The following is a 26,543-nucleotide window of genomic DNA, read 5'->3' as shown; positions in this document are numbered from 1 at the left end:
TAAGCGAAAACAAATTTAGAACAAACGATTGTTCAAATGTATATAAAAAAAATGAAAATAATAATAAAACTAAAAAAAATAATAAAATTAGATGTTAAATCAATACATTTGTTTTACTTCGTATCAATTCACCTTCAGAGTAAAACTATGAATAGTAACAAGGCAAAAACATTAAAAGATTTATCAAAGATTACAGGTTTTACTAAATCTACAATCTCTAGAGTTCTTAATGGTTTAGGAACAAAATATAGAATTAGTGAAGCTACACAAGTTATTATCAAAAAAGCAGCAGAAGAAACAAATTTTTCATTTAATGAAAACGCAAGAAGTTTAAGGTTAAAAAAAACATTTACAATTGGTTTAATTGTACCTGATATTTCCAATTCTTTTTTTGCTAAAATTGCTTCATTGATAGAGAGGGAAGCTAGATTACATAATTACTCTATTTTTCTTTGTAATAGCGATAACTCAACAGAAATTGAAAAGGAATCCCTAATTTTACTCCAAAAAAGAAAAGTAGATGGAATTATTATTTCACCTGTAGGGCTTCATTATAAACATTTAGAAAAATCCTACAGTAATATTCCTTTGGTATTGATTGACCGGTATTTTAAAGAAACAAACATACCTTACGTTACATCAGATGATTATCATGGCACTGTAGAAGCTGTGAAGTATTTAATTAACTCGGGGCATAAAAAAATTATTTGTGTACAAGGAGTAAACGAAACTTCATTAAATTCAAATAGAACAAGTGCATTTAAAAATACTATAGAAGCCAACGGAATACCATTAAATGAAAGTATGATGATTGGAGATGCTTTTAGTGAAGAAAACGGTTATTTATCTGCGAAAAAAATACTTAAAAAAACTAAAAAAGAACTTCCTACTGCCATTTTATCATTAAGTAATACAATTACTTTAGGAGTTTTGAAGGCTTTACATGAAGATGATATTTCCATTCCAAAAGATATATCGATTATTTCTTTTGACGAAGAAGGGTATTCATCCTTATTAAAAACTGCCATGACTACCATTTCTCAATCTAAAACACAAATGGGTAAAACCGCATTTATGATGCTTTTAGAACAAATGGAATCCGAAGAAAAAATAAAACAAAAAAACATTCTACTCCCAACAAAACTAATCATTAGAGATTCTGTAAAATCTATACATTAGTTATTAAATATTTTTACAATTCTTTTAATTTTGTCTTCTAAAATTAGCTCTATTGTAGAGGCGTCGCTAATACTATCTATAGGCATGTTTACACTAAAATAGAATTTGATTTTAGGTTCTGTTCCACTAGGTCTTGCAGCAATTTTGGTTCCTTTCTCAGTTAGAAAAATTAATACGTTAGATTTTCGGAATATTTATTGTTGTTTCTTCTCCAGTAAAGTCTCTTATCCCAATAAGTGTGTAAGTAAAGTTATAAACACACATTTATTATGAAACCAGAAGAATTATTAAACGACGATTTTTTAAGACAATTTAAAACAGGTTCAGAACTGACCCGTTTTATAGAACAACTGCACAAACGAGGAATAGAAAAGATTTTAGAAGGCGAATTAAATGTACATTTAGAGTATGAAAAGCATCAAAAAAGTAACAATCCCAATTCACGCAATGGTTATGGTACCAAAACCATAAAGACGCATTTAGGAGAAACCAAAATTAAAGTTCCCAGAGACCGTGATTCCTCTTTCAACCCTATGCTTATTAAGAAACGAGAAAGTACCTCAGAAGGTATTGAAAACATCATTATTTCTTTGTATGCCAAAGGAATGAGCACTACAGATATTGAAGAGCAAATACGAGAATTGTATAATTATACTATTTCTAGTTCCGCCATTTCTAGAATTACAGATAAAATTACTACTGATATTATTGCTTGGAAAAATAGACCTTTAGAAGCTACTTATTTGATTGTTTGGATGGACGGAATTGTCTTTAAAGTAAGGGGAAATTCCAAAGTCATTAACAAAACTATTTACATTGCAGTTGGCTTAAGAGTTGATGGAAAAAAAGAAGTTTTAGGACTTTGGTTAGGTAAAAACAAAACTATTTTTCCAAACTCTACAACACAAATATGTGTCGTACATCAAATAAGAAACTCTTGTAAATATGTAGTTTGGAAAGATAAAAAAGCCTTTACAACAGACATGAAGCAAATCTACACAGCGCCCACAAAAGAAGCTGCAAAAGCAGTCTTAGAAGACTTTAAAGAAAAATGGAACTCGAAATACTCTTATGCCATTAAATCTTGGGAAAACAACTGGGATGAACTCACTGTATTCTTCGATTTTCCGCTAGAAATTAGAACTATTATTTACACCACAAATTTGATAGAAAACTTAAATGGAAAAATTAGAAAATACACCAAAAACAAACTCTCACAGGCTAAACGCATTAAATTATATTTTAATGCGTTTAGCCTGATCATTTCTGGGTCGGACAGTTTTCCTTTTCGGTTCGTCTTTTTACCGATGAATCCTCTAAAAGTGGACGGTTTTCCAGTTGTGAAGCAAATTCTTTGTAAAAATCGTCCATTTCTACAAAGAATTCAGTAATTTTGTCTATGAGCATAAGAAGTGTTTTTATTGTTTATTTTACTAAAAATCTGTAAAATAAGCTAACATAAAAGCACTTTTTTCTTATCCATTATTCACGTTAATTTAATTTATATATAATTATGACTTTTAAATTTGATAAATTTTGCCTTTCAATAATTTTGTTATTTCCATTATTGTTTAATGGCTTTAGTATTTCAAGTCAAGAAAAAGAAAGCCTTCCTACAAATAAAATTGTAAATAAAGTATTAATTATTGGAATTGATGGTTGCAGACCAGATGCTATGATGGAAGCTAAAACACCAAACTTAGATGCTTTGATGGAAAATGGAACATATTCTTTAGATGCCAGATGTTTATATACGACAAGTAGTGGGCCTGGTTGGACATCTATGTTAAGTGGAGTTTGGCAAAATAAACATGGTGTTGTAAACAATACTTACGAAGGTGCTCAGTTTTCTAAATATCCGCATTTTTTTAAATATATTAAAGAAGCAAGTCCTAAAAGTAGAACGGTTTCTATTGTAGAATGGAACCCTATAAATGACAATATGGCTTCATTAGCGGCAGATGTGTTTACTAACGCTAACTCAGATGCAGATGTTAAAAACAAAGTAGCTAATGAGTTGCTAAATAATAACCCTACTGCATTATTTGTGCAGCTTTCTGATGTAGATATTACAGGTCATAGAACTGGGTTCAGTCCCCAAAACCCCAACTACATAAATGCTATTGAAACAGTTGATACACAAATAGGAGGAATGTTAGATGCTTTAAAGGCTCGTAAAACCTATAATAATGAGAATTGGCTTATTTTGGTTAGCACCGATCATGGTGGTTTGGGAACTGATCATGGAGGTCCGTCCGAAGAAGAAAGAACCATATTTGTTATAGCAAGTGGAGATAATATTCCAAACAAAGAAATAAAAAAAACAACTTCTCAGGTAACTATTCCACCTGTTAGCAATTGTTTAAATAGTAAGTATGAGCTAAAATTTGATAACACAGTAGTGAAAATTTCGAATAATGATAATTTTAATTTCGGAGAAAATCAAGACTTTTCAATAGAATGTAGAATTCGTTCCAAATCTCCACAAGACGTTAGTGTTCTCGCTAAAAAAAACTGGAGTAGTGGAGTACAGCCAGGATACATTTTCTCATTCAAACCCAATACAAATAGTTTTAAAGTTAATGTTGGTGATGGTACTAATAGAATTGATGTGGAAGCTGGTGAAATTACAGACAACCAATGGCATACAGTTAGTGCTACATTCGATAGAGATGGCTTGCTAAAGGTTTATATAGATGGTGTTTTAAAAAATAGTATGTCTATGGCTACAATTGGCAATATTAATAATAATCTTCCATTTACTATGGGAGCCGATGGTAATTTAAATAATTATTACAATGGCTATTTATCTGAAGTTAGAGTGTTCAGATCAATACTTAGTGATACTGATATTAACAATTGGAAATGTAAGGTGCTGGATAGTTCTCATTCCAAGTATGCATACCTATTAGGGTACTGGAAACTAACAAAAGGTACTGGTACTACACTTAACGATTTTAGCTGTAATAAACATATTGGAATAATAACAAATGGTGTATGGAATAACGCAAGAACTAGTACAGTAGAAACAGTAAGTAATTTTAACAATACCCCAAGAACAGTAGATGTGGCAGTTACAGCTCTAAATCATTTATGCGTTCCAATAAAAAGTAGTTGGAATTTGGAAGGGAAATCTATTATTAGTACAAATTGTTCCAATAATTAATGGATAAAATAATTCACTGGAATTCTCTATTTTAAACCACAAAATAATAAAATATTTTGCTATGAGAAAACAAATTTATATAATTATTTTTGGTTTATTTTTTGTAAATGCTGTAGTTGGTCAATTAGATTGTAGAGTAAAACTCAAAACAATCGGTTCTACCTACAAAGGTAAATGTAAAAAAGGATATGCTCATGGATGGGGTGAAGCTAAAGGAGAACAGGATTCTTATATTGGAAATTTTAAAAAAGGATTACCTCATGGAACTGGTACTTATATTTGGGGAAATGGTAATATGTATAAAGGAGGTTTTAGAAAGGGAGAAATGGATGGTAAAGGAGTCTTAACAATTAAAAAATCTGATGAAGAAGAAGAGGTTCAAAGCGGTTATTTTAAAAAAGGAAAATATATTGGTTTGTATGCGGTTCCTTACAAAGTAACATCTAAAAGAGAAGTAAAAAAAGTAAGTTTTCAAGACCTAAACTTAAATTTAGGCAACTATAATCAAGTTAAAATTAGGGTGAATTCTGCGGGTAATATGGTAAATGCTCAGTTAATAGTTACCGATGATAATAATAGTGTTACAGAGCTTACAACTGGCGGTGTAATTTTAACAAATGTAAAATTTCCAATGAAAAAAATTACAGTAAATTTTATGTATGATAACTTTTCCAGTAGAGTAGTTTTTGATATTTATAAAAAAGGTGATTGGGATGTTGTTATTCATATTTAAAATAATACAAAATTATACCAACTTCTTATTTGTATAGTTTTAAAAAACAAATAGATTATTCTATTTATCCTTCTTTTTTCTTAGAACGAGCATCTGCACATTGTTGTCTAAAATCATTATCGAACGGATCAATATTGCCAAATCGGTTAATACTAAACGATTCAATTTCTGTGAATAAAGGTTTATTATAAATTAACTCTGCAATAATTCTACCATAGCCGCCAGAAGTGGCAACACCAGCTCCAGAACATCCAGTTGCAATGTACAGACCCTCAACGTAATTTGATTTTCCTACCGTTAAAGAGGCGTCTGGTGTGTAGGTAGAAATACCAGAAATGCAATGGGCAATTTCCATATCCTGAAACTCTGGAAAGAATTTTTGAAATCCGTCTCCTTCATTCATTAGAATGTTCCAGTGTTCTTCGTCATCTATCATTTTAAAACCAAGCATATTATTAGGAAGCTCTTTTGGATTTATGTGTACACCCTCTTTATCTCTTATTCCAAAAAGAAGCGCCTCTCCATCTGGTCTACAATACGTAGAAGCATCTGGAAAAATTGCTATAGGTTGATTGGCGTTAAAAAGTTCAGGTCTTTTACCCGTAAGCCAATAGATGCTTCTTACAGGAGCCATTGGTATTGCCTCGTTCATAGGCATTGATAGTAAATTGCTCCAAGCTCCAGCAGCATCGACCACCATATCACATTCAATAATACCATCTTGGGTTTTAACTCCAGTTATTTTACCATTTGTATGTAAAATCTTTTCTACTGTTGTATATTGTTTTATTTCTGTTCCGTATTTTATGGCGGCTTTTGCGTAGTTGTTGGCTAAAACAGTAGACTCCAAATAGCAGTCATCTTTCATAAATGCACCACCCCTAACATTTTCGATATCAACCCATGGTAATTTTTCCTTTATTTGGTTAGGTAATAACCATTCGTAGTTTAAATCAAATTCGTCGGCAATTTTCATAAGACCTCTAATATTTTTTTCAGTAGCATCAGAAGCCGCAACATGAATACTACCTACCTTCATTACGCCCGAAGGCTCGTTCAAGAGTACTTCCATTTCTTCAATGGCGGTAATAGTTTCTTTAACCAATGGAACTATTGATTTTTTGGATCGTGCTAATGTTATTAAAGAAGCAGCTGAAGAAGTGTTACCACTTCCAATATAATCTCTATCAACTAAAATAACTTCTGCTTTTCCCATTTTACTTACATAGTAGGCAACTCCTGTGCCTATAGTTCCACCTCCAATAATTACGACCTTCTTTTTATCCATTTACGAATTCTATTAAAATGATTGGTTAACGTTAAATTTCGATAACAAAAATAAGTTTATTAAATTTTAAAATAGTAATATTAGTAAAATATTTTGCATATTTGTAAAGTTATTCTAATTAATTAAGATTAAATATTTATAAATGAAACCAAATATCAGTTTTAAAAAAACTTTAGAAAGATTACAATTCAAGTTTATTAAATATTTAATTATGTACATTTTTTTTAAGAGGATGTACATATTTTAAAAGGGAAAACTGTATTAATAATAATTAAAACCTTATCATAAAGGCACATCGTGTTTTGTAATTCTTAATAACTTTTAAATTAAATAAATAACCATGTTAAAAATTAAAATATTAGCACTCGCTTTGTTATTGTCATTCATTAGTTTTGCTCAAAAAAGTAAAATTGAAAACATAGTGCTTATTTCTGTTGATGGATTGCGTTGGCAAGAAGTTTTTCAGGGAGCTGATTCTTTATTGGTCAAGGATAAAAAATATTGGGCAAAAACAGCCAACGAAAGACGAAAAAAATTAATGCCCTTTTTCTGGGAAACTATCGCCGAAAAAGGACAGCTTTATGGAAATCGTGATTTAGGAAATAAAGTAAACGTTAAAAATGAATATTGGTTTTCTTACCCTGGTAGAAGTGAAACGCTATGTGGATATTATGACCCCAAAGTAAATTCCAATGGGTATCCCAATAATCCTAATGAGAATGTATTGGAGTTTTTCAATAATCAGACTGGCTATAAAGGAAAAGTTGCCACTTTTGCTTCTTGGGATGCTTTAGGAAGAATATTAAACAGAGATCGCAATGGCATGTTGGTTAATTTACCAGGAGAAGATGTAGAAGGTACAAATTTAACAGAAGCACAAAAGTTAGCCAATGAACTTCAGCATTTTGTTCCAGAGTATTTTGGTGAATGTAGGCCAGATGCTCTTACTTTTGGCTTAACTAAAGCATATTTTAAGGCACAAAAACCAAAAGTGTTACATATAGACTTTGCGGACACAGATAACTATGGTCATTCAGGAAAGTATAATAGTTATTTAGATGCGGCACATTTTATAGATGGTATGATTGCCAACTTGTGGGAAACCATACAAAAAGATCCTAATTATAAAGGAAAAACGGCAATTTTAGTATATCCCGATCATGGAAGGGGAGTTGGCAAAAAATGGACTGGACATGGAAGAGGTAATCCTAAATCTGATGAAACTTGGTTGGCTGCTTTGGGGCCAGGAATTAAGCCTTTGGGAGAGGTAAAAAAAGGAATGCAAATTTACCAGGATCAAATTGCCCAAACCGCAGCCAATTTGTTAGGTTTTATTTTTAAAGCCAATCATCCCGTTGGAAAAAGTATAAAAAGTATTTTAGAATAGGAGTTTTAGTAGAATTAAAATGGACTGGTAGTTATAGTTGCAAACGATGCGAATTAACTGTTTATATAAAAGGGAGGAAACCTTTTAGTTGTCGCCTTAGTAAATGTAGTTGCGGTAAATCTGTAGAATCAGGAACTTTATTTCACAAACTTAAATTTATAACCTTAAAGCTCTTGAGTCGCTTTATGAGATTACAACAAGTAAAAAAAGGTAATAGTATTTGGTTTGCAGAAAAATTTGGGTTGAATCAAAAAATAACATAGGTTTTCCTTTAGAAAGTACAAGTAGCGATGATAAGCATTGAGCAATAGAATGTTAAATTGATGTTTCTTATAAAAAAAATAGATGACTGTAAACAATATTTTTATATAGATAGAATTTAGTTTACAGTCTCAATTTAAAATGAAATAAAAAAAGGCTTTACTTTGCTTTTTAATTTTTTTACTTAAAATTTTAAAGGCTCTAGTCATGTGTCCTTCAACCGTTTTTGTAGATATTTTTAGATATTCCGAAATTTCGATATGCGTTAACCCTTCTTTTTTATTCAATAAAAATATTTTTTTACATTTAGTTGGTAGGTTGTTTATTTCTAAATCAACTATCTTTATTAATGCTTCTAAATCTTCATAATCCTTTTCAATAACTAAATCTAAAGCTTCTAAATATTTTTTCTCTAAATATACAATGGGTTTATTTTTTCTATAGTAATCAATAAACTCATTATATACAGATTTATACAAATAACTTTTTATAGAAAATTTAGCATTTAACTGTTCTCTTTTAATCCATACGGTTACAAAAACATTCTGAACAATATCCTCTGCTCCAGAACGATTTCTAATTAAAGTTTCTGCATAAGCACAGAGATTTGGATAATATGACTCCATTAAAAAATTATAAGCTTTTTCATTTCCTTCTTTTAATTGTCTTACTAAAAAAAAATTATTATTGAAATTCATATTAATGCAGATAATTATTTAGACTTAATCCAAAATCATTGTTATCCAATAAAAAAGAAGTCAAAAAAAAAGATTGGTTTCTCAAATGAATCGTAAAAATGTTTTTCAAAATACAAACAAAATTCAAAATACGATAGGTAAAAGTAATTATTTTTCTAGTAAATATATTTTTGGTCAAGGCAAACGCATCTAAAAAAGTTTAACATTTAGAGTTAAATTATTGATTTTTAGTTGTTTTTAACAAAACATTTTTTATATATTATGCTGACAATCAATATTTTATACATTTTAAGAACAACAAGTAAATTAGTTTCTATTTTTAGTAAAATAGACGATCCTAGGCGTGATTTAACAAAACTTCACGGATTAAACGACACCCTTCTTATTGGCATAATTTCAGTGATTTGTGGAGAACAGATAAAGAAATTATTGCTATAGATAGCAAAACCATTTGAGGTGCAAAACATAAAGGAAAAAAATCTCCAATACATATGGTAAGTGCCTTTGCTTGTGAAAACAATCTTGTTTTAGGATAGGTAAAAACCGAGGAAAAATCTAATGAGATTACAGCCATTCCCAAGTTGTTAGAGATTTTGTCTATAAAAGATACTGTGGTAACTATAGATTCTATGGGGTGCCAAAAGTAGATAGCAGATAAAATTATTGAAAAAGATGCGGATTATATTTTAGCTGTAAAAGCCAATCAAGAACAACTTCTTGAACATATAGAAGATGAATTTAGATTTGCTAAAATTACAGAAGCAGATATACATTGCAATTTAGATCATGGAAGAATAGAAACACGTGTCTGTAGCTGTATTAGAGATTTCAAATTCATCTCTAAAGAGAATCCTTGGACAAATTTAAAAACTATTATTAGAATAGAAAGTACTCGTGAATTTAAAAATTCTAACAAACCTATAGATAAAGCAACACGATATTATATATCAAGCCTAGATACTAATGAAAAAGTATTTCAAAAGGCAATATGATCTCATTGGACAATAGAAAATAAATTGCATTGGACTTTAGATGTGGCTTTTTCTGAAGATGCCTCTAGAAAAAGAACCAAAAATGCTACTCAAAACTTCTCGATACTTACTAAAATCGCTCTAAACCTTCTAAAAAAAGACACCAAAACTAAAGTGGGTATTAAAAGTAGAAGACTTAAAACTGCTTTGAATAATAAATATATGCTAAAAGTACTCAAATTATGATGCGTTTGCCCTGATACAAAATTCACTTGACTTGTTTTTTACAATAAAAGCCTTACTTTTGCCGAAAATTAAAAAAAACAGAATGACAACAAATAGAACATTTACAATGATTAAACCAGATGGTGTAGAAAACGGGCATACTGGAGCAATCTTAGAAAAAATTAATGCAGCAGGCTTTAGAATTGTAGCTTTAAAAAAAACACAAATGACAAAAGCAGATGCAGAGACTTTTTACGCAGTACATAATGAACGTCCATTTTTTGGAGAATTAGTAGAATTTATGACTCGTGGACCAATTGTAGCTGCAATCTTAGAAAAAGAAAATGCAGTAGAAGATTTTAGGACTTTAATTGGTGCTACAAACCCAGCTGATGCTGCTGAAGGTACTATTAGAAAACTATATGCGACTTCTATGGGAGAAAATGCTGTACATGGTTCAGATTCTAATGAAAATGCTACTATCGAAGGAAATTTTCATTTTTCTGGAAGAGAGCAATTTTAATACTGAACCTAAATAAATTTAAGAGTTTTAGCAATTCTTAGTCTAAAGTATATTTAGTAAAAACTCACAACGCAAGTTGCGAGTTTTTTTGTTTCTTTTAAAATTGAACTAAATTTATTTGCAAAAAACAAGCACATCTAAATAGGCATTGAGCATTTTAGCTCCAGGTGTTCTTGGTTTGGCTCTTTTTGATTTGGTGTCCCAATAGGTAACCAAAATGTCTCGTTTTAAACTGATTTCGGCACGTTTTCCGTTTACGGTAATACGTGCATAAATAGGAGCTGAATTTCCTTTTTTCTTGGCTAGGTTCAGCCAAAAATGAATACTGAATGTTTTTGAAGTCTGCATAAACTCTCGCTTTAAGTGAATATTCGATTTGTCTTACGAAAGTCAAATCGAAGCGAAAGTCAAATCTTAATGAAGTACCAATGTAGTAAAAAATTTCGGTTACAAACAGGTAACCGAATAGGTAACTTTTCAATTTATATTAAAGCTAATCTTATGAGTTCAAAAAAAATGAAAAAACCTGTTAATCATATGATTAACAGGTTTTTGGTAACAATTGATATGTTAAAAAGTCGGGGTGGCAGGATTCGAACCTGCGACCTCCTCGTCCCAAACGAGGCGCGATAACCGGGCTACGCTACACCCCGAAAGTGTAAAAATAATAATGTAATTTATTTCAATTAAAATTAAATAAACTACGCTCCCGAATTAATTTTGCGGAGAGACAGGGACTCGAACCCTGGCGACAGTTACCCGTCGACAGATTAGCAATCTGCTCCATTACCACTCTGGCACCTCTCCTATTTTATTTAGAACTTAGCACTTCTTTAAAAATGCGAGTGCAAATGTAATATTAGATTTACAATTTAGCAAGATGTTTTTAAATTTTTTTCTTTTTTATTTATTCAGGATATTCTACTCTTAAGTGATAGATATTCATTAACTTTTTCTTAATTACTTTTTTTATGGTTTCTATCTCTTTTAAAGTAATATTAGAGTTTATAAATTGATTATCTGCCATCTGTTTATCTGTAATTTTGTCTATCAAATCGCTTATTGACTGTGCTGTAGGTTTTCCCAAACTTTTTGAAGCTGCTTCTGCAGCATCACACATCATTAAAATAGCAGTTTCTTTTGAAAAAGGTAGAGGACCTTGATATTGAAATTTTTTAATATCAACTTTAGTATCTGGATTTTGTTCTTGTTCTTTTACATAAAAATAATAAGTTGTGCTTGTTCCATGATGTGTTCTAATAAAATCTATAATTCTATCTGGAATGTTATATTTTTTAGCAATTTCTACTCCTTTTATTACGTGGTCTGTAATTATTTTTGCGCTATCTCTTGGCGATAAATCGTTATGAGGGTTTACTCCTGTGGTTTGATTTTCGATAAAATACATTGGATTTACAATTTTACCAACATCGTGATACAAAGCACCTGTTCTTACCAACATCGAATTTGCTCCAATTTCATTCGCTGCTGCTTCTGCTAAATTAGCCACTTGCATAGAGTGTTGGAAAGTACCTGGAGCTTTCTCATTTAATTCTCGAAGTAATTTAGAGTTTGTGTTTGAAAGCTCTAATAATGTAACATCAGAAACTAAACCAAACACTTTTTCGTACATATAAATTAAAATTATTGCTAAGAAAGACAACAATCCGTTTGCTGCAAAAAGCATAAAATAATCTAAATTTATTTTAGAAGCATTTCCTTCCTTTATAATGGAAAAAGCAAAATAAGTAATCATATAAATTAAAGTAATCTGTGCTACTGAAATAAATAAATTAGCTCTCTTGTAAAGCTCTGAAACTGTTAAAATGGTAACAATACCTGCAATAATGTGTAAATAAATAAACTCAAAACTATTTGGAACTATATACCCTAAAAGTAATACTGTTAAAACGTGTGTAAAAAGCCCTAATCGTGCATCAAAAAAAGCTTTTAAAACGATTGGCAATACACTTAATGGAACTACATATAAATAATCTGGATTGTATTTTATAACTAATGTTTGCACAAAAATCATAGAGAATACATTAAAAAATATAAATGTAACTGTATTGTTATTATTGTAAATTTCTACTCTGTATTTTTTCAAAAACAATAATAACATTAACATTGCTAACGCAACTAAAATGGTGTATCCAAGGATTATCCAATTATAGTTAGAATCTGTCCAAACTTTAGATTCCGACTCACTTTTTAGAGAGTTTAACATCTCTAACTTTTTTCCCTCGACAATACCTCCTTTTAGAATTATTAATTCTCCTTCAGAAACTTTTCCTTTTGTATAGCTTATATTTTTAGCATCTGTATCTATAATTTTATTCGTAAAATCGGAATCATAAATAACGTTTGGTTTTATAATTTCAGCTAAAATATCTAATACCTTAATTTGTTCTTTAGAATAAGGCTCTGAACCTAAATTCTTTTTAATAATATGTAAAATTTCTGATGAATTGTATAAATTTTTAAACAACACATCTTCAACAACATTATTCTTTCGAATGGCAACTAATTCATTTTTATTTGAGACCCTATCTTGACTAATTACTTCTAAAAAACCTGTTTTATATACTTCTTCAATTGTTTTTAGTCCGTTTCTTTTTAGTTTATTTATTTTTTCAATAGATAAAGAATCGTTTTCAATAAACAAGATCATTCGTCTATTAAAAGCATTTTTTACTTCATCTATAACAGAAGAATTAAAATTAAAGTACAGCTTAGCGTTTGCTTCTATCTCTTTCTTTTCTATTGCTATTTCTTCTTCTGATTTCTGAATCGCAAAATCGAAAGGTGCATATAAATTATCGTATTTCCATAATTGGCCATTGCTAAAATCGTATTTAAACTGCCCTCCTTTTGGGAATAAATACACAATAGCAATAGTGGTAAGCAAGAACAAGATTACCTTATAAATAATCGTGTTATTTTGGTATAATTTATTAACTAAATCCTTCATATGAATTCTCTTCGAACAACAAACTTACTGCAAAATATTTTAGATGAAAAATTCAACCTATAGAATCGAAGAAAAATTGATTAAAAATAGTTAATTTAGCATCATAAATTTTACACAAATAAAACTCAAATAATATATGAAAGAAGTCGTAATTGTATCGGTTGCAAGAACACCCATTGGAAGTTTTATGGGAAGTTTATCTTCAATTCCAGCCCCAAAATTGGGTGCTGTTGCCATTAAAGGAGCCTTGGAAAAAATTAATTTATCTCCTAATTTAGTACAAGAAGTATTTATGGGAAATGTTGTTTCTGCTGGTTTAGGGCAAGCCCCTGCTAGACAAGCAGCAATTTATGCAGGAATTCCAGATGTTGTACCTTGTACAACCGTTAACAAAGTATGTGCTTCTGGTATGAAGTCTATTATGTTGGCTGCACAAACCATTGCTTTAGGCGATGCAGATATTGTAGTTGCTGGTGGTATGGAAAATATGAGTTCAATACCTCATTATCAGCATGCAAGAAATGGTGCTAAATTTGGGCCAATTACAATGGAAGATGGAATGCAAAAAGATGGTTTGGTAGATGCCTACGAAAATGTTGCAATGGGAGTTTGTGCAGATGCTTGTGCTACAGAGTATCGCTTTTCAAGAGAAGACCAAGATGCTTTTGCTATTCAATCTTATAAAAGATCTGCGAATGCTTGGAATGAAGGAAAATATGCTGATGAAATTGTGCCTGTAGAAATTCCTCAAAGACGTGGAGAACCTATTATTTTTTCTGAAGATGAAGAGTATAAAAATGTAAAAATGGAAAAAATCCCTGCTTTAAGGGCTGCTTTTACGAAAGACGGAACTGTTACTGCTGCAAATGCATCCACAATTAACGATGGAGGCGCTGCATTGGTTTTAATGTCTGCCGAAAAAGCAACAGCATTAAATATAACGCCATTAGCAAAAATAAAAAGTTATGCAGATGCTGCTCACGAACCAAAGTGGTTTACAACTGCTCCTGCAAAAGCATTACCAAAAGCTTTGGCAAAAGTAAATCTTTCGATTAACGATGTAGATTATTTCGAATTAAATGAAGCTTTTTCTATTGTTGGTTTGGCTAATATGAAAATCTTAGGAATTACAAACGATAAAGTAAATGTAAATGGTGGTGCTGTTTCTTTAGGACATCCTTTAGGAGTTTCTGGTGCAAGAATTGTTATTGCTTTAACTTCTATACTAAAACAAAATAATGCCAAAATTGGTGCTGCTGCAATTTGTAATGGTGGTGGTGGTGCAAGTGCATTAATTGTTGAAAGAATTTAATCTTGAATTTAGAAATTAAATTTTGAACAATTTATTTGGCATTTGTAATTTAAGCATTGTTCCTATGAGAGCAGAAGCGTCCGACATTTCTGAAATGACAAGTCAGCTTTTGTTTGGTGAACATTTCGAAATTATTGAAAAACAAAAAAATTGGAGTAAGATTCGATTGACTTTCGATAATTTCGAGGGTTTTATAGACAACAAACAATACCAAGAAATTACTCCAGAATTTTATTCTGAAATTTGCAATGAAATTCCCAAATATTCTGGTGAAATTTTAGATTTCGTAACAAATACAAATAACGAGTTAACTACCATTCCTATTGGATGTAATCTACCTTTATTTAAAAACGGAAAACTAAAATTAGGAACTACTGTTTTTTCGTATGAAAATGCTATATTTTCTGATAAAAAATTAAAAAACGAAATTTTAAAAACTGCTTTTTCTTTTTTAAATTCTCCTTTTCTTTGGGGAGGAAAAACTCCATTTGGCATCGATTGTTCTGGATTTACACAAATGGTTTATAAACTTTGTGGATATACATTATACAGAAATGCAAAAGAACAAGCTACGCAAGGCGAAGTTTTAAGTTTTATTGAAGAAAGTGAACCTGGAGATTTGGCTTTTTTTGATAATGAAGAGGGCGAAATTATTCATGTTGGCATTATACTTAATGATTACAACATTATACACGCACATGGTAAAGTTAGAATAGACATTTTGGATCACAGTGGTATTTTTAATGCCGATTTACAAAAACATACGCATAAATTAAGAGTTATTAAAAAAATGATATAACAGATATTTTCTCTTAAAAAAAAATCCGAAATTTTAAAATTTCGGAGGCACATTCAGAAAATAGGTTATTTTTAAAAATGCAGCTAAAATTGCGGGCATAATTATTTAAATTCTACCCTCAATTTTTGTTTTAAAGCTGTTTTAAGGGTTCAGTTTCTTAAAAATTTCCCAACAAGACATACCTCTCCCATAAAACTATATTCAATGCTTCAAATTTAGGCTACTTGTTGTGCTGTTTTAGCTATTTTTCTTCGGCCAATTTCAAGAGCATTCCCTGTGTGTATTCCAAAGAATATCCATAGAATTTCATTCTTTTTAGTTTTGGCTTTTATTTTTCGTAAGTGATAATATTCTTTATCCTTTCCAAAAGAACCTTCTAATCTTGTAGCTCTTTCTTTTGCGATAATAGCTCTAAGTTGCTTTTTTTCTTTATGATTTTTCGGCTTTTTTCCCTTGGGGATAAAGTCTGTTTCTATGTTCTTAGAACTACAGTGTTTTCTATTTTTATTGGTGGCATAAATTTTATCTGCTCCAGCTATTTTTACTTTTTTTCGAGTTAATCCTTGTGCTTTTTGGACTGTTTGAATAAAACGATTTCCTTCATGAAATGCATTAAAGTTAATATGTTCGATAAAGCTAATTCCATCAATTTGAACTTTGTTAACTTTTGCTCCAAATTCAACAGGTTTTACTTCCTTTCCTCGAACAATAGGACGAATATAATCCTTTTGAATGCTTACAATTCTATCTTTGATTTTTTCTCCTGTATCAAAATGATCTTTTTGTTGTTTGTAAATCCTTTGAATTGTATTTATTCGCTTATAATACAAAGCTATAAACTCAATATTGTGATTTTCTGACAACTTTTTTTCAAAGTTGATAAATTTACTTAACAGATTGAGTAAACCTCGGGTTAATGAAATACGTTTCGACTTGGTTTTTCTTCGCATTTTACTAAATCCTTGATAACGTTTTTTCCACTTGATATATTTACTTCTAATCATTTTAACCCCTAATATAGAGCAGGTTTTACGTAATTGATTGTACAACCAATGAACCGACTCCCAAAGTAATTTTTGGATGCTAGGGTAACGAACTTCACTTTCATAACAAGTAGCATCCATTACAATTTGATTGGGGTTTTCAATTTCGTTTTTCCAAGAGTTGAATAGAATTTTTTCTATGGAATTAATATCGAGTTTCTCTGCTAATTCACAACGTATTTGGCTCACTATTTTATAGTTTGTTAAGCGTTCAAAACCTAGTTCTATATCACAGAAAAATTGATAGTCTAAATTCGAGTTTAGTTGCTCAATCAATTTTCTATCTGAACAATTAGCATAATGTTTTAAAAACATTAAACCTAGTCTTCCTTTAGGACTAAAAAGATAGTTTCTCCCTTTTGATTGTTCAGAAATACCAAAAGAGCTAACTAAATCATTCCAAGGAATTGCAGAGTAGATTTTACCTAAATCTCCCTCTAAAAATCGCGCATAATGAGCATCATAATTCTCGCTGAGGGGAAAAAATTGAAATGCGGTGTTGCATTTCAGAAATTCTTCGTACTTTCATAATTATCGAAATTAAAACCCCGTTTTTTGCCTATATTGGCCATTTTCGGGGTTTATTATAGCTACAAAATACAACAAATCCCTCGTAAAAACAAGGGATGCGTTGTTTTATGAAAGCGCCTTCGGATTTTTTCTTGTTTACAATTTAAGGCTTTACTGACCTCTCATTTCTTTATAAACTTTTCTCAATGGCTCAGATTTATTAGTCATCTCTAAAGTATCGTAAATATTTAATAAAGAACGAACAGTATCTTCTGTTCTTTTAATTTCATCTGCTTTTTCTAAAAAAGGCAAAGCTTTTCTATATAGTTCTTTTTGCTTTTCTTGTAATTCATCATACTTTTTAAAGTTCGATAAATTTTCATTCATCTCATCTACAATAGCTTTTTCTTTACTTAAAATAGCTGCAGCCATATTCATGTAAGCATCTCCATAATTAGGGTCTAGTTCAATTGCTTTTTTATAATATTTAATAGCTTCTTCTACCTTGTTTTCATTAGCATTTACCACACCTAAATTAAAGAACAATGTTGGGTTTGTAGGATCTAACTCAACAGCTTCTTTCATTAAGGCTCCAAATTTATCCATTTTTTTAAGCTTTATATACATTTGTGCTTCATTAAGTAATAAGTTTATATCCTTTGGATTTGACTTTCTTGCTTCTTGTAAAGCTGCAATTGCTTCTTCGGTTTTTCCTTGATTTACATAAATATACCCAATATTTTTTACAATTTCTGCTTTTTTAGATTTAGAAACTTTTGTTGTAGGGTTTGTATATTGCCCAAGTTTAACCATGGTATCTCTATTGGATTTCGAGCCTAAATTTTCAACCTCTCCAGATGTTTTATTAGTGGCTAAATATTGCGTTGCTATACCTGTATAGCCAACATTTTTTAATTCTTTATAATACTCTAAAGAAGTATCATAATCTTTTGCTAACGAAGCACTAACAGCTGCATTGTATAAAAAGGAAGTATCTTTGGGGCTTAATTTATAAGTTAAGTAAAATTGTTTTGTAGCTTCCTTATAATCTTTATCATCATTATAAGCCTTTATCGCAGCATTAGATACTTTCTGAATTAAATCGTTTAACATCGGTTGAGCATCTTTTGTATATCTGCTTTTTCCAATTTCTTTTTCATAAGAAAATAGGTTATTAAAGGCTTTTGCTGCATCTTCGTAATTCTTTTTACCAGCCAAAGCTTGTCCTTTTAAAAAGTAATATTTTGATTTATATTTAGATTTCATATCTGTAAGCATGCCTTCTACAGATTTAACAGCGTTTAATGCTGTAGCATAATCGTTTTTCTTAATCGCTTTTTCTGCGGTTCTTAATTCTTTCTTTTGAGCAAAAGTTATCACAGACATTAATCCTAATGAAAGCGCTATGATTTGTTTTTTCATTTTATTTGTTTTTAATTGTTATTCTTGTTTTTCTGTATTATTATTTTCAATATCCGTGCCATTTTCTTTTTCGGATTCAGTATTGTCTAAAGAATCGTCTTCTACTTCTTCTTCCTCATGTTTCACTTTTGCAACAGCAGCAATACTATCGTCTTCTTTAATGTTAATTAAACGAACGCCTTGTGTTGCACGCCCCATTACACGTAAATCTTCAACAGCCATTCTAATTGTCAATCCAGATTTGTTAATAATCATTAAATCGTTAGAATCATCTACATTTTTAATAGCTACTAAATTACCTGTTTTTTCTGAAATATTAAGTGTTTTTACACCTTTACCACCTCTGTTGGTTACTCTATAATCTTCTAATTTAGATCGTTTTCCATATCCTCTTTCAGAAACCACTAAAATATTGCTTTCCATATCGTTTACAGCAACCATACCAATAACTTCGTCATTTTCATGTTGTAGAGTTATACCTCTAACACCAGAAGCAGTTCTACCCATTGGTCTTGTTTTTGCTTCTTCGAAACGAATAGACTTCCCAGATTTTAATGCCAGCATTACTTGGCTATCTCCAGTAGTTAATTTTGCTTCTAACAACTCATCTCCTTCTTTAATGGTAATTGCGTTAATTCCGTTTGTTCTTGGGCGAGAATATTGCTCTAAAGAGGTCTTTTTAACTTGCCCTTTCTTTGTAGCCATAATTACATAATGACTATTTATATATGCTTCGTCTTTTAAATCTTGTGTTACCAAAAATGCTTTTACGGAGTCGTCTTGTTCAATATTAATAAGGTTTTGCATGGCTCTACCTTTGGTGTTTTTCCCTCCTTCTGGAATTTCATAAACGCGCATCCAGAATACTTTTCCTTTCTGGGTAAAGAACATCATATATTGGTGATTGGTTCCTACAAATAAGTGCTCTAAGAAATCTTCATTTCTGGTAGTTGCCCCTTTTTGACCTCTTCCTCCTCTATTCTGAACCTTATATTCATCAAGATTTGTACGTTTTAAATACCCTGCATTTGAAATGGTTACCACAACTTTCGTATCAGGAATCATATCTTCAATACGCATATCTCCACCAGCATATTCTATCGTAGATCTACGCTCGTCTCCATATTTATCTTTAATATGTAATAACTCTTCTTTGATAATTTCGTAACGTCTTGGCTCGTTAGATAAGATGTCTTTTAAATCTGCAATTGTTAACATTATTTCGTCGTACTCTGCACGTAATTTATCTTGCTCTAATCCTGTTAATTGACGCAAACGCATTTCTACAATTGCTTTCGCCTGAATTTCCGTTAATTCGAAACGCTCAATTAAGCTTTCTCTTGCTTCATCTGCATTATTGGAAGCTCTAATAATTTTAATTACTTCATCTATATTATCTGAAGCTATAATTAAGCCTTCTAAAATATGTGCTCTTGCTTCTGCTTTCTTTAATAAAAATTCTGTTCTACGAACAATAACTTCGTGCCTATGTTCTACAAAGTAATGGATTAATTGTTTTAAATTTAATTGCTCTGGTCTTCCGTTAACCAATGCAATATTATTTACACTAAAAGAAGTTTGTAATTGTGTGTATTTAAATAATTTATTTAAAACGATATTTGGTATTGCATCACGTTTTAAAACATACACAATACGCATTCCGTTTCTGTCAGATTCATCACGAATATTCGCGATTCCTTCTAATTTCTTTTCGTTCACCAAATCTGCAGTTTTCTTAATCATGTCTGCTTTATTGACTTGGTAAGGAATTTCTGTAACAATAATACACTCACGTCCTTTAACTTCTTCAATAATTGCTTTTGCACGCATTACAATACGTCCTCGACCTGTATGAAAAGCATCTCTTACACCATCGTAACCATAGATAATTCCTCCTGTTGGAAAATCTGGTGCTGTTACGTGTTGCATTAATTCGTCTATCTCTATATCGTTATTCTCAATATATGCAATGGTTCCATTGATAACTTCTGTTAAATTGTGTGGTGCCATATTTGTAGCCATACCCACAGCAATACCAGACGCTCCATTTACCAATAAATTAGGAATACGAGTTGGTAAAACAGTAGGTTCTTGCAAAGTATCATCAAAATTTAAACGATGGTCTACAGTGTCTTTCTCAATATCAGCCAACATATCTTCTGATATTTTTTGCATCCTAACCTCTGTATAACGCATTGCTGCAGGCGAATCTCCATCTACAGAACCAAAGTTCCCTTGCCCATCTACCATCATGTAACGCACACTCCAATTTTGCGCCATACGCACCATAGAATCGTACACAGATGTATCTCCATGTGGGTGATACTTACCTAAAACTTCTCCAACAATTCTTGCGGATTTTTTGTACGAACCTGTCGCTTTAATTCCTAATTCGTGCATCCCATATAAAACCCTTCTGTGCACTGGTTTTAAACCATCTCTTACGTCTGGTAATGCTCTTGAAACAATTACTGACATCGAATAATCGATGTATGCAGCTTTCATCTGCTCTTCAATATTAATCGGAATTAACTTTTCTCCCTCTGCCATATATATTTTCTATTAATATTTAGTCATAATTTTAAAACAAGGCAAGATAGCATTTCTCTTATTATTTACAAAGGTTTCTCATAGCTCAATTAAAGAGAGTTATCAACATTTATTGATAATTTTTAACAGTATTTTATTTGGCTGACTTTCAATTGTTTTATAACTTAGTTTCGTAGTCAAACTGTCAGATATACAGCCTTGGCATCTTTTTTGTAATTATTCACAAAAAAAAGGACTAAATTTACATCAATAAGACAAAAATATGGACGATAATTTTTCACCGAAAGTTAGAGATGTGATTGCTTTTAGTAAAGAAGAGGCGCTAAGATTAGGGCACGAATTTATTGGAACAGAACATTTAATATTAGGTTTAATAAGAAAAGGAGAAGGAAAAGCAATGGAAATTTTAACTGCATTTGATGTAGATACCACTTTATTGCGTAAAAAATTAGAACAACTAAACCCTGCAAATCCTGCTTTTACAGAAACATCAGAAAAGAAAAGCTTGCATTTAACGAGACAAGCAGAAAAAGCGCTAAAAACTACGTTTTTGGAAGCGAAACTATACCAAAGCAATTCGATAGACACCGCACATTTATTACTTTGCATTCTTAGAAATGAAAATGATCCAACCACAAAGTTAATTCATAAATACCACGTAAATTACGACGAAGCTAAAGCATTGTACAAACAATTACATGTAGATGATGTGGATTTACCAACGAATCCTATTGCAGAAACTCCTTCTGATGATGAGTTTGCATCCGAAAAACCAAATCCTTTTGAGCAACCTCAAAAAGGAAAATCGGTTAAAAAATCGAAAACTCCGGTTTTAGATAATTTTGGAAGAGATTTAACTTTATTAGCCGAAAACGGAAAATTAGACCCTGTAGTTGGTAGACAGAAAGAAATTGAACGCGTTTCGCAAATTTTAAGTAGACGTAAGAAAAACAATCCAATGCTAATTGGAGAACCAGGTGTTGGTAAATCTGCCATTGCAGAAGGTTTAGCCTTAAGAATTGTGGAACGTAAAGTTTCTAGAATTTTGTTTGATAAGCGTTTGGTTTCTCTTGATTTAGCAAGTTTAGTTGCAGGCACAAAATACCGTGGGCAATTCGAAGAACGTATGAAAGCGCTGATGAATGAGTTAGAAAAGAATGACGATATTATTCTTTTTATTGATGAAATTCATACCATTGTTGGTGCTGGAGGAGCAACAGGTTCTTTAGATGCATCCAATATGTTAAAACCTGCTTTGGCAAGAGGAGAAATACAATGTATTGGTGCAACTACGTTGGATGAATACAGAACAAACATCGAAAAAGATGGTGCTTTAGAACGTCGTTTTCAAAAAGTAATTGTGGACCCAACTTCTGTTGAAGAAACAATTCAAATATTACAGAATATTAAAGGAAAATACGAGGAACACCATCATGTAAATTACACTGATGATGCTTTGGAAGCTTGTGTTAAATTAACGAATAGGTACATGACTGACCGATATTTGCCAGACAAAGCGATTGATGCTTTAGATGAGGCTGGTTCTCGAATTCATATTACCAATATTGTGGTTCCTAAGCAAGTTTTAGAATTAGAAACGCAATTAGAAGTTATTCGTGAGCAAAAAACGAAAGCAGTTAATGGGCAAAAATATGAAGAAGCTGCCAAATTACGTGACGACGAAAAAAATATGGAAGCAGCTTTAGATTCTGCTCAAAAACAATGGGAAGACGATTCTAAATTAAATCGTGAAGTGGTTACAGAAGACAATGTTGCAGAAGTAGTTTCTATGATGACAGGTATTCCTGTAAATAGAGTTGCAGAAGCAGAAAGCCATCGTTTACACGAACTTCCTTCTATGATTAAAGGAAAAGTTATTGGTCAAGACGAAGCCGTTACCAAAGTTGTAAAAGCAATTCAAAGAAATAGAGTTGGGTTAAAAGACCCAAACAAACCCATTGGCTCTTTTATTTTCTTAGGGCAAACAGGGGTTGGTAAAACACAATTAGCGAAAGTTTTAGCACGTGAATTATTTGATTCAGACGATTCTTTAATTAGAATTGATATGAGTGAATACATGGAAAAATTCGCGATTTCTCGTTTAATTGGAGCACCTCCAGGATATGTTGGTTATGAAGAAGGTGGGCAATTAACAGAGAAAGTTCGCAGAAAACCATATTCAGTAATATTATTAGATGAGATTGAAAAAGCGCATCCAGATGTGTTTAATATGTTGTTACAAATTTTAGATGACGGACATATTACGGATAGTTTAGGTCGTAAAATCGATTTTAGAAATACCATTATTATAATGACTTCTAATATTGGTGCACGTCAATTAAAAGATTTTGGTGGTGGCGTTGGTTTTGGAACCGCAACAAAAGTTGCACAAGCAGACGAGCATGCAAAATCGGTTATTGAAGGAGCTTTAAAGAAATCTTTTGCCCCAGAATTCTTAAACAGAATTGACGATGTAATTGTATTTAACGCATTAGAACGTAAAGACATTCATTCTATTATAGATATCGAATTAGATAAATTATTACATAGAATTTCTGACCTAGGATACACCTTAAATTTAAGCGAAAAAGCAAAAGATTATATTGCTGATAAAGGTTTCGATAAAAAATATGGTGCAAGACCCTTAAAAAGAGCCATTCAAAAATATATTGAAGATGCATTGGCAGAAGAAATTGTAAACTCTAAACTTTCGGAAGGCGATACAATTGCCATGGATTTAGATGAAGAAAAAAATATGCTTACCATTAATATTGAAAAAGGTAAGAAAAAAGCTGAAACTCGAACAGAAACAGAGTCTTAAAAGCATAAGTAAATAAAGTTACACCTTATAAGGTTACCTATTAAAACGAGCTCGATAAAAATATCGAGCTCGTTTTTTTTACTTTTTTTTTATAAATATAAATTGCAAAAAATGCCCTCAAATTGTAAATAAAATTTGAGGGCATTTCAATTAAATTAAAATCTGTTTTCTATCTAAATGCGTAACGTTCGGTTTCTCCTTTCAAGTTAATCACTTCAATATAAATTGGCGATCCTTTACTTGAAGAAAAATCTAATCTCCTTGAAGCTTCTGCAGCATTTTTAACTGGTTTTTTATTAATTTTTGTAATTATGTAACCTTTTTTTACACCATAATAATCTAAACTTTTATTGGCATTTTCGGTTATTTTAGCTCCATAAGAAATACCATATTTTTTCTTTTCTTTTTTTGATAAATCTTTTAAAACCACCTTAAACACGCGAGAAACAAAAGAATCTTTTTTACTTAACTTTACCTCTTTTGTTACAGTTTCTCCATCTCTATTTACAGTAATACTTACAGACTCTCCAGGTCTTTTTGCTGTTAATTGCCCTCTTAGCTCAGAAAATTTAGATATTCTAACATTATTTACTTTTGTAATAATATCTCCAGATTGTAAACCCGCTTTTTGTGCTCCTCCTCCATCTGAAGTAGAAGCAATTTTTACACCATCAATATCTACATCTCTTCCATCTATATTAACCCCTAAAATAGCTTCTTGTACAGCACCAAATTCTAAAATATCGTCGACAATCTTTTTAGCAATGTTAGAAGGTACTGCAAAAGAATACCCAATAAAAGAACCTGTTCTAGAAGAAATTGCAGTATTTATTCCTACCAATTCTCCACGAGTATTTACCAAAGCTCCCCCACTATTTCCTGGATTTACAGCTGCATCTGTTTGAATAAAAGAATCTATACTCCTATTTCCCTCTAAATCTCTACCTTTCGCAGAAACAATTCCTGCAGTTACTGTAGAGGTTAAATTATAAGGATTTCCCACAGCCAAAACCCATTCTCCAATTTTTATATTATCAGAATTCGCGAAAGGAATGTATGGCAAATCCATATCTGCATCAATTTTTAACAATGCAATGTCGTTTTCGGCATCTGTTCCAATTAATTCAGCCTTATATTTCCTTTTATTATTTAACGTAATTTCTAATGCTGTTGCCCCATCAATCACATGATTATTCGTAACAATATAACCATCTGCAGATATTATTACACCACTTCCAGTACCTACTTGTTCGTACCTTCTTTGTCCATTTCCATTTCCAAAGAAAAGATCTAATGGATTTGTTTGCGTTCTAATGGCTGTGTTTTTAACATGTACAACTGCATGAACAGTGTTTTCTGCTGCCGTTGTAAAATCTACAGAATTCTCAGTCGTATTTGCCCTATCTAAAGCAGGGTTATAGCTTGCTGTAACTGTTTGCATAGGATGCGAAACTGTCCTCTCTACAACAACTTCTTTATCGAATAACATTTTGTAACCACCTAATGTAATTGCACCTCCTAAAAGTGCCATTCCTAAAAAACCAAAAATTTTTTTCATAATTTTAAAATTTATTTACTCAAATATACAATTTTAACAAATCCACAAAATCTGTTTAACTTGTTTTTAACGGACTTTAACCGCTTTTTAACAACTCTTTTTTTCTATTGAAAACCCTATCTTTGTCTTATGAAATTAACTTTTTATAAATATCAAGGAACTGGAAACGATTTTGTGATGATAGATAACAGAACAAAAATCTTTCCAAAACAAAATACTGACAAAATTTCACAAATTTGTGACAGGCATTTTGGTATTGGTGCAGATGGCATTATCCTAATTGAAGAAGATGAAAACTTTGATTTTAAAATGATTTATTTTAATGCAGATGGGAGTGAAACTTTCTGTGGAAATGGAGGTAGATGTGCTGTTGCTTTTGCGAAACAATTAAGTTTAATTGAAAACAAAACTACATTTCTTGCTTTTGATGGAAAACATTCTGCCGAAATTGAAAATGATATAGTATCGTTACAAATGATAGATGTTGAAGAAATTCAAGTGAAAAAAAATTCAGTTTTTGCTTATACAGGAACGCAACATCATGTAGAATTGGTTGATAATTTAGACAAATATCCCGTTTTCGAAAACGGAAAAAAAATACGCTATTCTTATGACGATCCTGGAAGCAATGTAAATTTTGTACAACAAATAAATGAAAATAGTTTTAGAGTAAGAACCTACGAAAAAGGCGTAGAAGACGAAACTTTGGCTTGTGGAACTGGTGTTACTGCTGTAGCAATTGCCATGCATAAAACAAATAAAACAAAAAGCAATTCTATTTCTTTACCTGTCGAGGGTGGAAACCTAGTGGTTTCTTTTACTGAAGAAAATGGAGTTTATAAAAATGTTTTCTTGAAAGGACCTGCAACTTTTGTTTTTGAAGGTATTATTGAAGTATAGTTTTTTGTTTTACCACATAGAGACATAGAAAACATAGCTAATCTTTGTAGGTTTCTCTGAGTTATATTGTAGAGAAATTAAATTATACTGCCTGTTGAAAGTGGAAAATTTAGAAGTCTCTTTTATTGAAGAAAATGACGTTTGTAAGAATGTATTTTTGAAAAGACCAACTACATTTGTTTTTGAAGGTATTATTTTTTGTTTTATCAAATAGCGACATAGAAAG

The 26,543-nt window shown here is 31.2% G+C and carries 17 protein-coding genes, 2 tRNA genes and 3 pseudogenes; 11 read left to right on the top strand and 11 right to left on the bottom strand.

What is annotated here, in order from left to right; translation table 11 throughout:
- Window positions 1-147: 147 nt before the first annotated feature.
- Window positions 148-1,179 carry a LacI family DNA-binding transcriptional regulator gene (locus J3359_RS00720; RefSeq protein WP_208078796.1) on the top strand — a complete coding sequence of 344 codons (1,032 nt, stop codon included), beginning with the start codon at window positions 148-150 and terminating at the stop codon, window positions 1,177-1,179.
- Here J3359_RS00720 and J3359_RS00715 read toward each other — a convergent pair.
- Window positions 1,176-1,395, bottom strand: a pseudogene (locus J3359_RS00715) (phospho-sugar mutase); the annotation flags it as partial. The gene J3359_RS00720 and the pseudogene J3359_RS00715 sit on opposite strands and share 4 nt — an antisense overlap.
- Window positions 1,396-1,448: 53 nt before the next feature.
- On the opposite strand from J3359_RS00715, the pseudogene J3359_RS00710 reads away from it, so the two are divergent.
- The 3 genes and pseudogenes from J3359_RS00710 to J3359_RS00700 form a co-directional block, all read left to right on the top strand.
- Window positions 1,449-2,396: pseudogene (locus J3359_RS00710) on the top strand (IS256 family transposase); the annotation flags it as partial.
- Between the two features lie 296 nt (window positions 2,397-2,692).
- The gene (locus tag J3359_RS00705) at window positions 2,693-4,345 is read left to right on the top strand and encodes an alkaline phosphatase family protein (protein ID WP_208078794.1); all 1,653 of its coding nucleotides are present in this window, start codon (window positions 2,693-2,695) and stop codon (window positions 4,343-4,345) included.
- Window positions 4,346-4,406: 61 nt separating this feature from the next.
- Entirely contained in the window at window positions 4,407-5,078 is a 672-nt protein-coding gene (locus tag J3359_RS00700; protein ID WP_208078792.1) for an MORN repeat-containing protein, read from the top strand.
- A 64-nt stretch (window positions 5,079-5,142) separates the two neighbouring features.
- Here J3359_RS00700 and J3359_RS00695 read toward each other — a convergent pair whose 3' ends face one another.
- Window positions 5,143-6,366 (bottom strand): NAD(P)/FAD-dependent oxidoreductase, encoded by a 1,224-nt coding sequence (locus J3359_RS00695; RefSeq protein ID WP_208078791.1) that lies wholly within the window; start codon window positions 6,364-6,366, stop codon window positions 5,143-5,145.
- Between the two features lie 340 nt (window positions 6,367-6,706).
- Between J3359_RS00695 and J3359_RS00690 the strand changes: the two genes are divergently transcribed.
- Window positions 6,707-7,753 (top strand): alkaline phosphatase family protein, encoded by a 1,047-nt coding sequence (locus J3359_RS00690; RefSeq protein ID WP_208078789.1) that lies wholly within the window; start codon window positions 6,707-6,709, stop codon window positions 7,751-7,753.
- Window positions 7,754-8,145: 392 nt separating this feature from the next.
- Here the strand turns inward: J3359_RS00690 and J3359_RS00685 are convergent, their stop codons facing one another.
- Window positions 8,146-8,712, bottom strand: coding sequence for an RNA polymerase sigma factor (locus tag J3359_RS00685; protein ID WP_208078787.1), 567 nt, complete (start codon window positions 8,710-8,712; stop codon window positions 8,146-8,148).
- Window positions 8,713-8,973: 261 nt separating this feature from the next.
- Between J3359_RS00685 and J3359_RS00680 the strand changes: the two are divergent.
- Both J3359_RS00680 and J3359_RS00675 read left to right on the top strand, forming a co-directional pair.
- Window positions 8,974-9,929, top strand: a pseudogene (locus tag J3359_RS00680) (ISAs1 family transposase).
- Between the two features lie 82 nt (window positions 9,930-10,011).
- Complete coding sequence (locus J3359_RS00675) at window positions 10,012-10,431, top strand: nucleoside-diphosphate kinase (RefSeq protein ID WP_208078786.1); 420 nt, start codon at window positions 10,012-10,014, stop codon at window positions 10,429-10,431.
- A 114-nt stretch (window positions 10,432-10,545) separates the two neighbouring features.
- Here the strand turns inward: J3359_RS00675 and J3359_RS00670 are convergent, their stop codons facing one another.
- From J3359_RS00670 to J3359_RS00655, 4 genes are all read right to left on the bottom strand, one after another.
- The gene (locus tag J3359_RS00670) at window positions 10,546-10,779 is read right to left on the bottom strand and encodes an Arm DNA-binding domain-containing protein (RefSeq protein WP_208078784.1); all 234 of its coding nucleotides are present in this window, start codon (window positions 10,777-10,779) and stop codon (window positions 10,546-10,548) included.
- 230 nt (window positions 10,780-11,009) lie between these two features.
- Window positions 11,010-11,084: transfer RNA gene (locus J3359_RS00665), tRNA-Pro, on the bottom strand.
- A 70-nt stretch (window positions 11,085-11,154) separates the two neighbouring features.
- A tRNA-Ser gene (locus J3359_RS00660) sits at window positions 11,155-11,238 on the bottom strand.
- A 100-nt stretch (window positions 11,239-11,338) separates the two neighbouring features.
- Window positions 11,339-13,402 (bottom strand): HD family phosphohydrolase, encoded by a 2,064-nt coding sequence (locus J3359_RS00655; protein ID WP_208078782.1) that lies wholly within the window; start codon window positions 13,400-13,402, stop codon window positions 11,339-11,341.
- A 136-nt stretch (window positions 13,403-13,538) separates the two neighbouring features.
- Between J3359_RS00655 and J3359_RS00650 the strand changes: the two genes are divergently transcribed.
- Complete coding sequence (locus tag J3359_RS00650; protein ID WP_208078780.1) at window positions 13,539-14,714, top strand: acetyl-CoA C-acyltransferase; 1,176 nt, start codon at window positions 13,539-13,541, stop codon at window positions 14,712-14,714.
- A gap of 64 nt (window positions 14,715-14,778) precedes the next feature.
- A complete protein-coding gene (locus tag J3359_RS00645) occupies window positions 14,779-15,513 on the top strand; it encodes a C40 family peptidase (protein ID WP_208080380.1) in 735 nt (244 codons plus the stop codon).
- A 215-nt stretch (window positions 15,514-15,728) separates the two neighbouring features.
- Here J3359_RS00645 and J3359_RS00640 read toward each other — a convergent pair whose 3' ends face one another.
- The 3 genes from J3359_RS00640 to gyrA form a co-directional block, all read right to left on the bottom strand.
- Window positions 15,729-16,976: a transposase gene (locus J3359_RS00640; RefSeq protein WP_496559666.1), complete on the bottom strand. Its 1,248-nt coding sequence runs from the start codon at window positions 16,974-16,976 to the stop codon at window positions 15,729-15,731.
- Window positions 16,977-17,237: 261 nt separating this feature from the next.
- Window positions 17,238-18,488 carry a tetratricopeptide repeat protein gene (locus J3359_RS00635; protein ID WP_208078778.1) on the bottom strand — a complete coding sequence of 417 codons (1,251 nt, stop codon included), beginning with the start codon at window positions 18,486-18,488 and terminating at the stop codon, window positions 17,238-17,240.
- Between the two features lie 18 nt (window positions 18,489-18,506).
- Entirely contained in the window at window positions 18,507-21,038 is a 2,532-nt protein-coding gene (gene gyrA, locus J3359_RS00630) for a DNA gyrase subunit A (protein ID WP_208078777.1), read from the bottom strand.
- Between the two features lie 262 nt (window positions 21,039-21,300).
- Between gyrA and J3359_RS00625 the strand changes: the two genes are divergently transcribed.
- A complete protein-coding gene (locus J3359_RS00625) occupies window positions 21,301-23,859 on the top strand; it encodes an ATP-dependent Clp protease ATP-binding subunit (RefSeq protein ID WP_208078776.1) in 2,559 nt (852 codons plus the stop codon).
- A 169-nt stretch (window positions 23,860-24,028) separates the two neighbouring features.
- On the opposite strand, the gene J3359_RS00620 is transcribed toward J3359_RS00625, so the two are convergent.
- On the bottom strand, window positions 24,029-25,417 hold the full coding sequence (locus J3359_RS00620) for a trypsin-like peptidase domain-containing protein (protein WP_208078775.1): 1,389 nt from the start codon (window positions 25,415-25,417) through the stop codon (window positions 24,029-24,031).
- A gap of 129 nt (window positions 25,418-25,546) precedes the next feature.
- Between J3359_RS00620 and dapF the strand changes: the two genes are divergently transcribed.
- Window positions 25,547-26,317 (top strand): diaminopimelate epimerase, encoded by a 771-nt coding sequence (dapF, locus tag J3359_RS00615; protein WP_208078774.1) that lies wholly within the window; start codon window positions 25,547-25,549, stop codon window positions 26,315-26,317.
- Window positions 26,318-26,543 lie beyond the last annotated feature (226 nt).

Origin of the sequence: Polaribacter cellanae (assembly GCF_017569185.1) — a bacterium.
GTDB lineage: Bacteria > Bacteroidota > Bacteroidia > Flavobacteriales > Flavobacteriaceae > Polaribacter > Polaribacter cellanae.
This window is presented reverse-complemented; position numbering and strand designations above follow the sequence as displayed.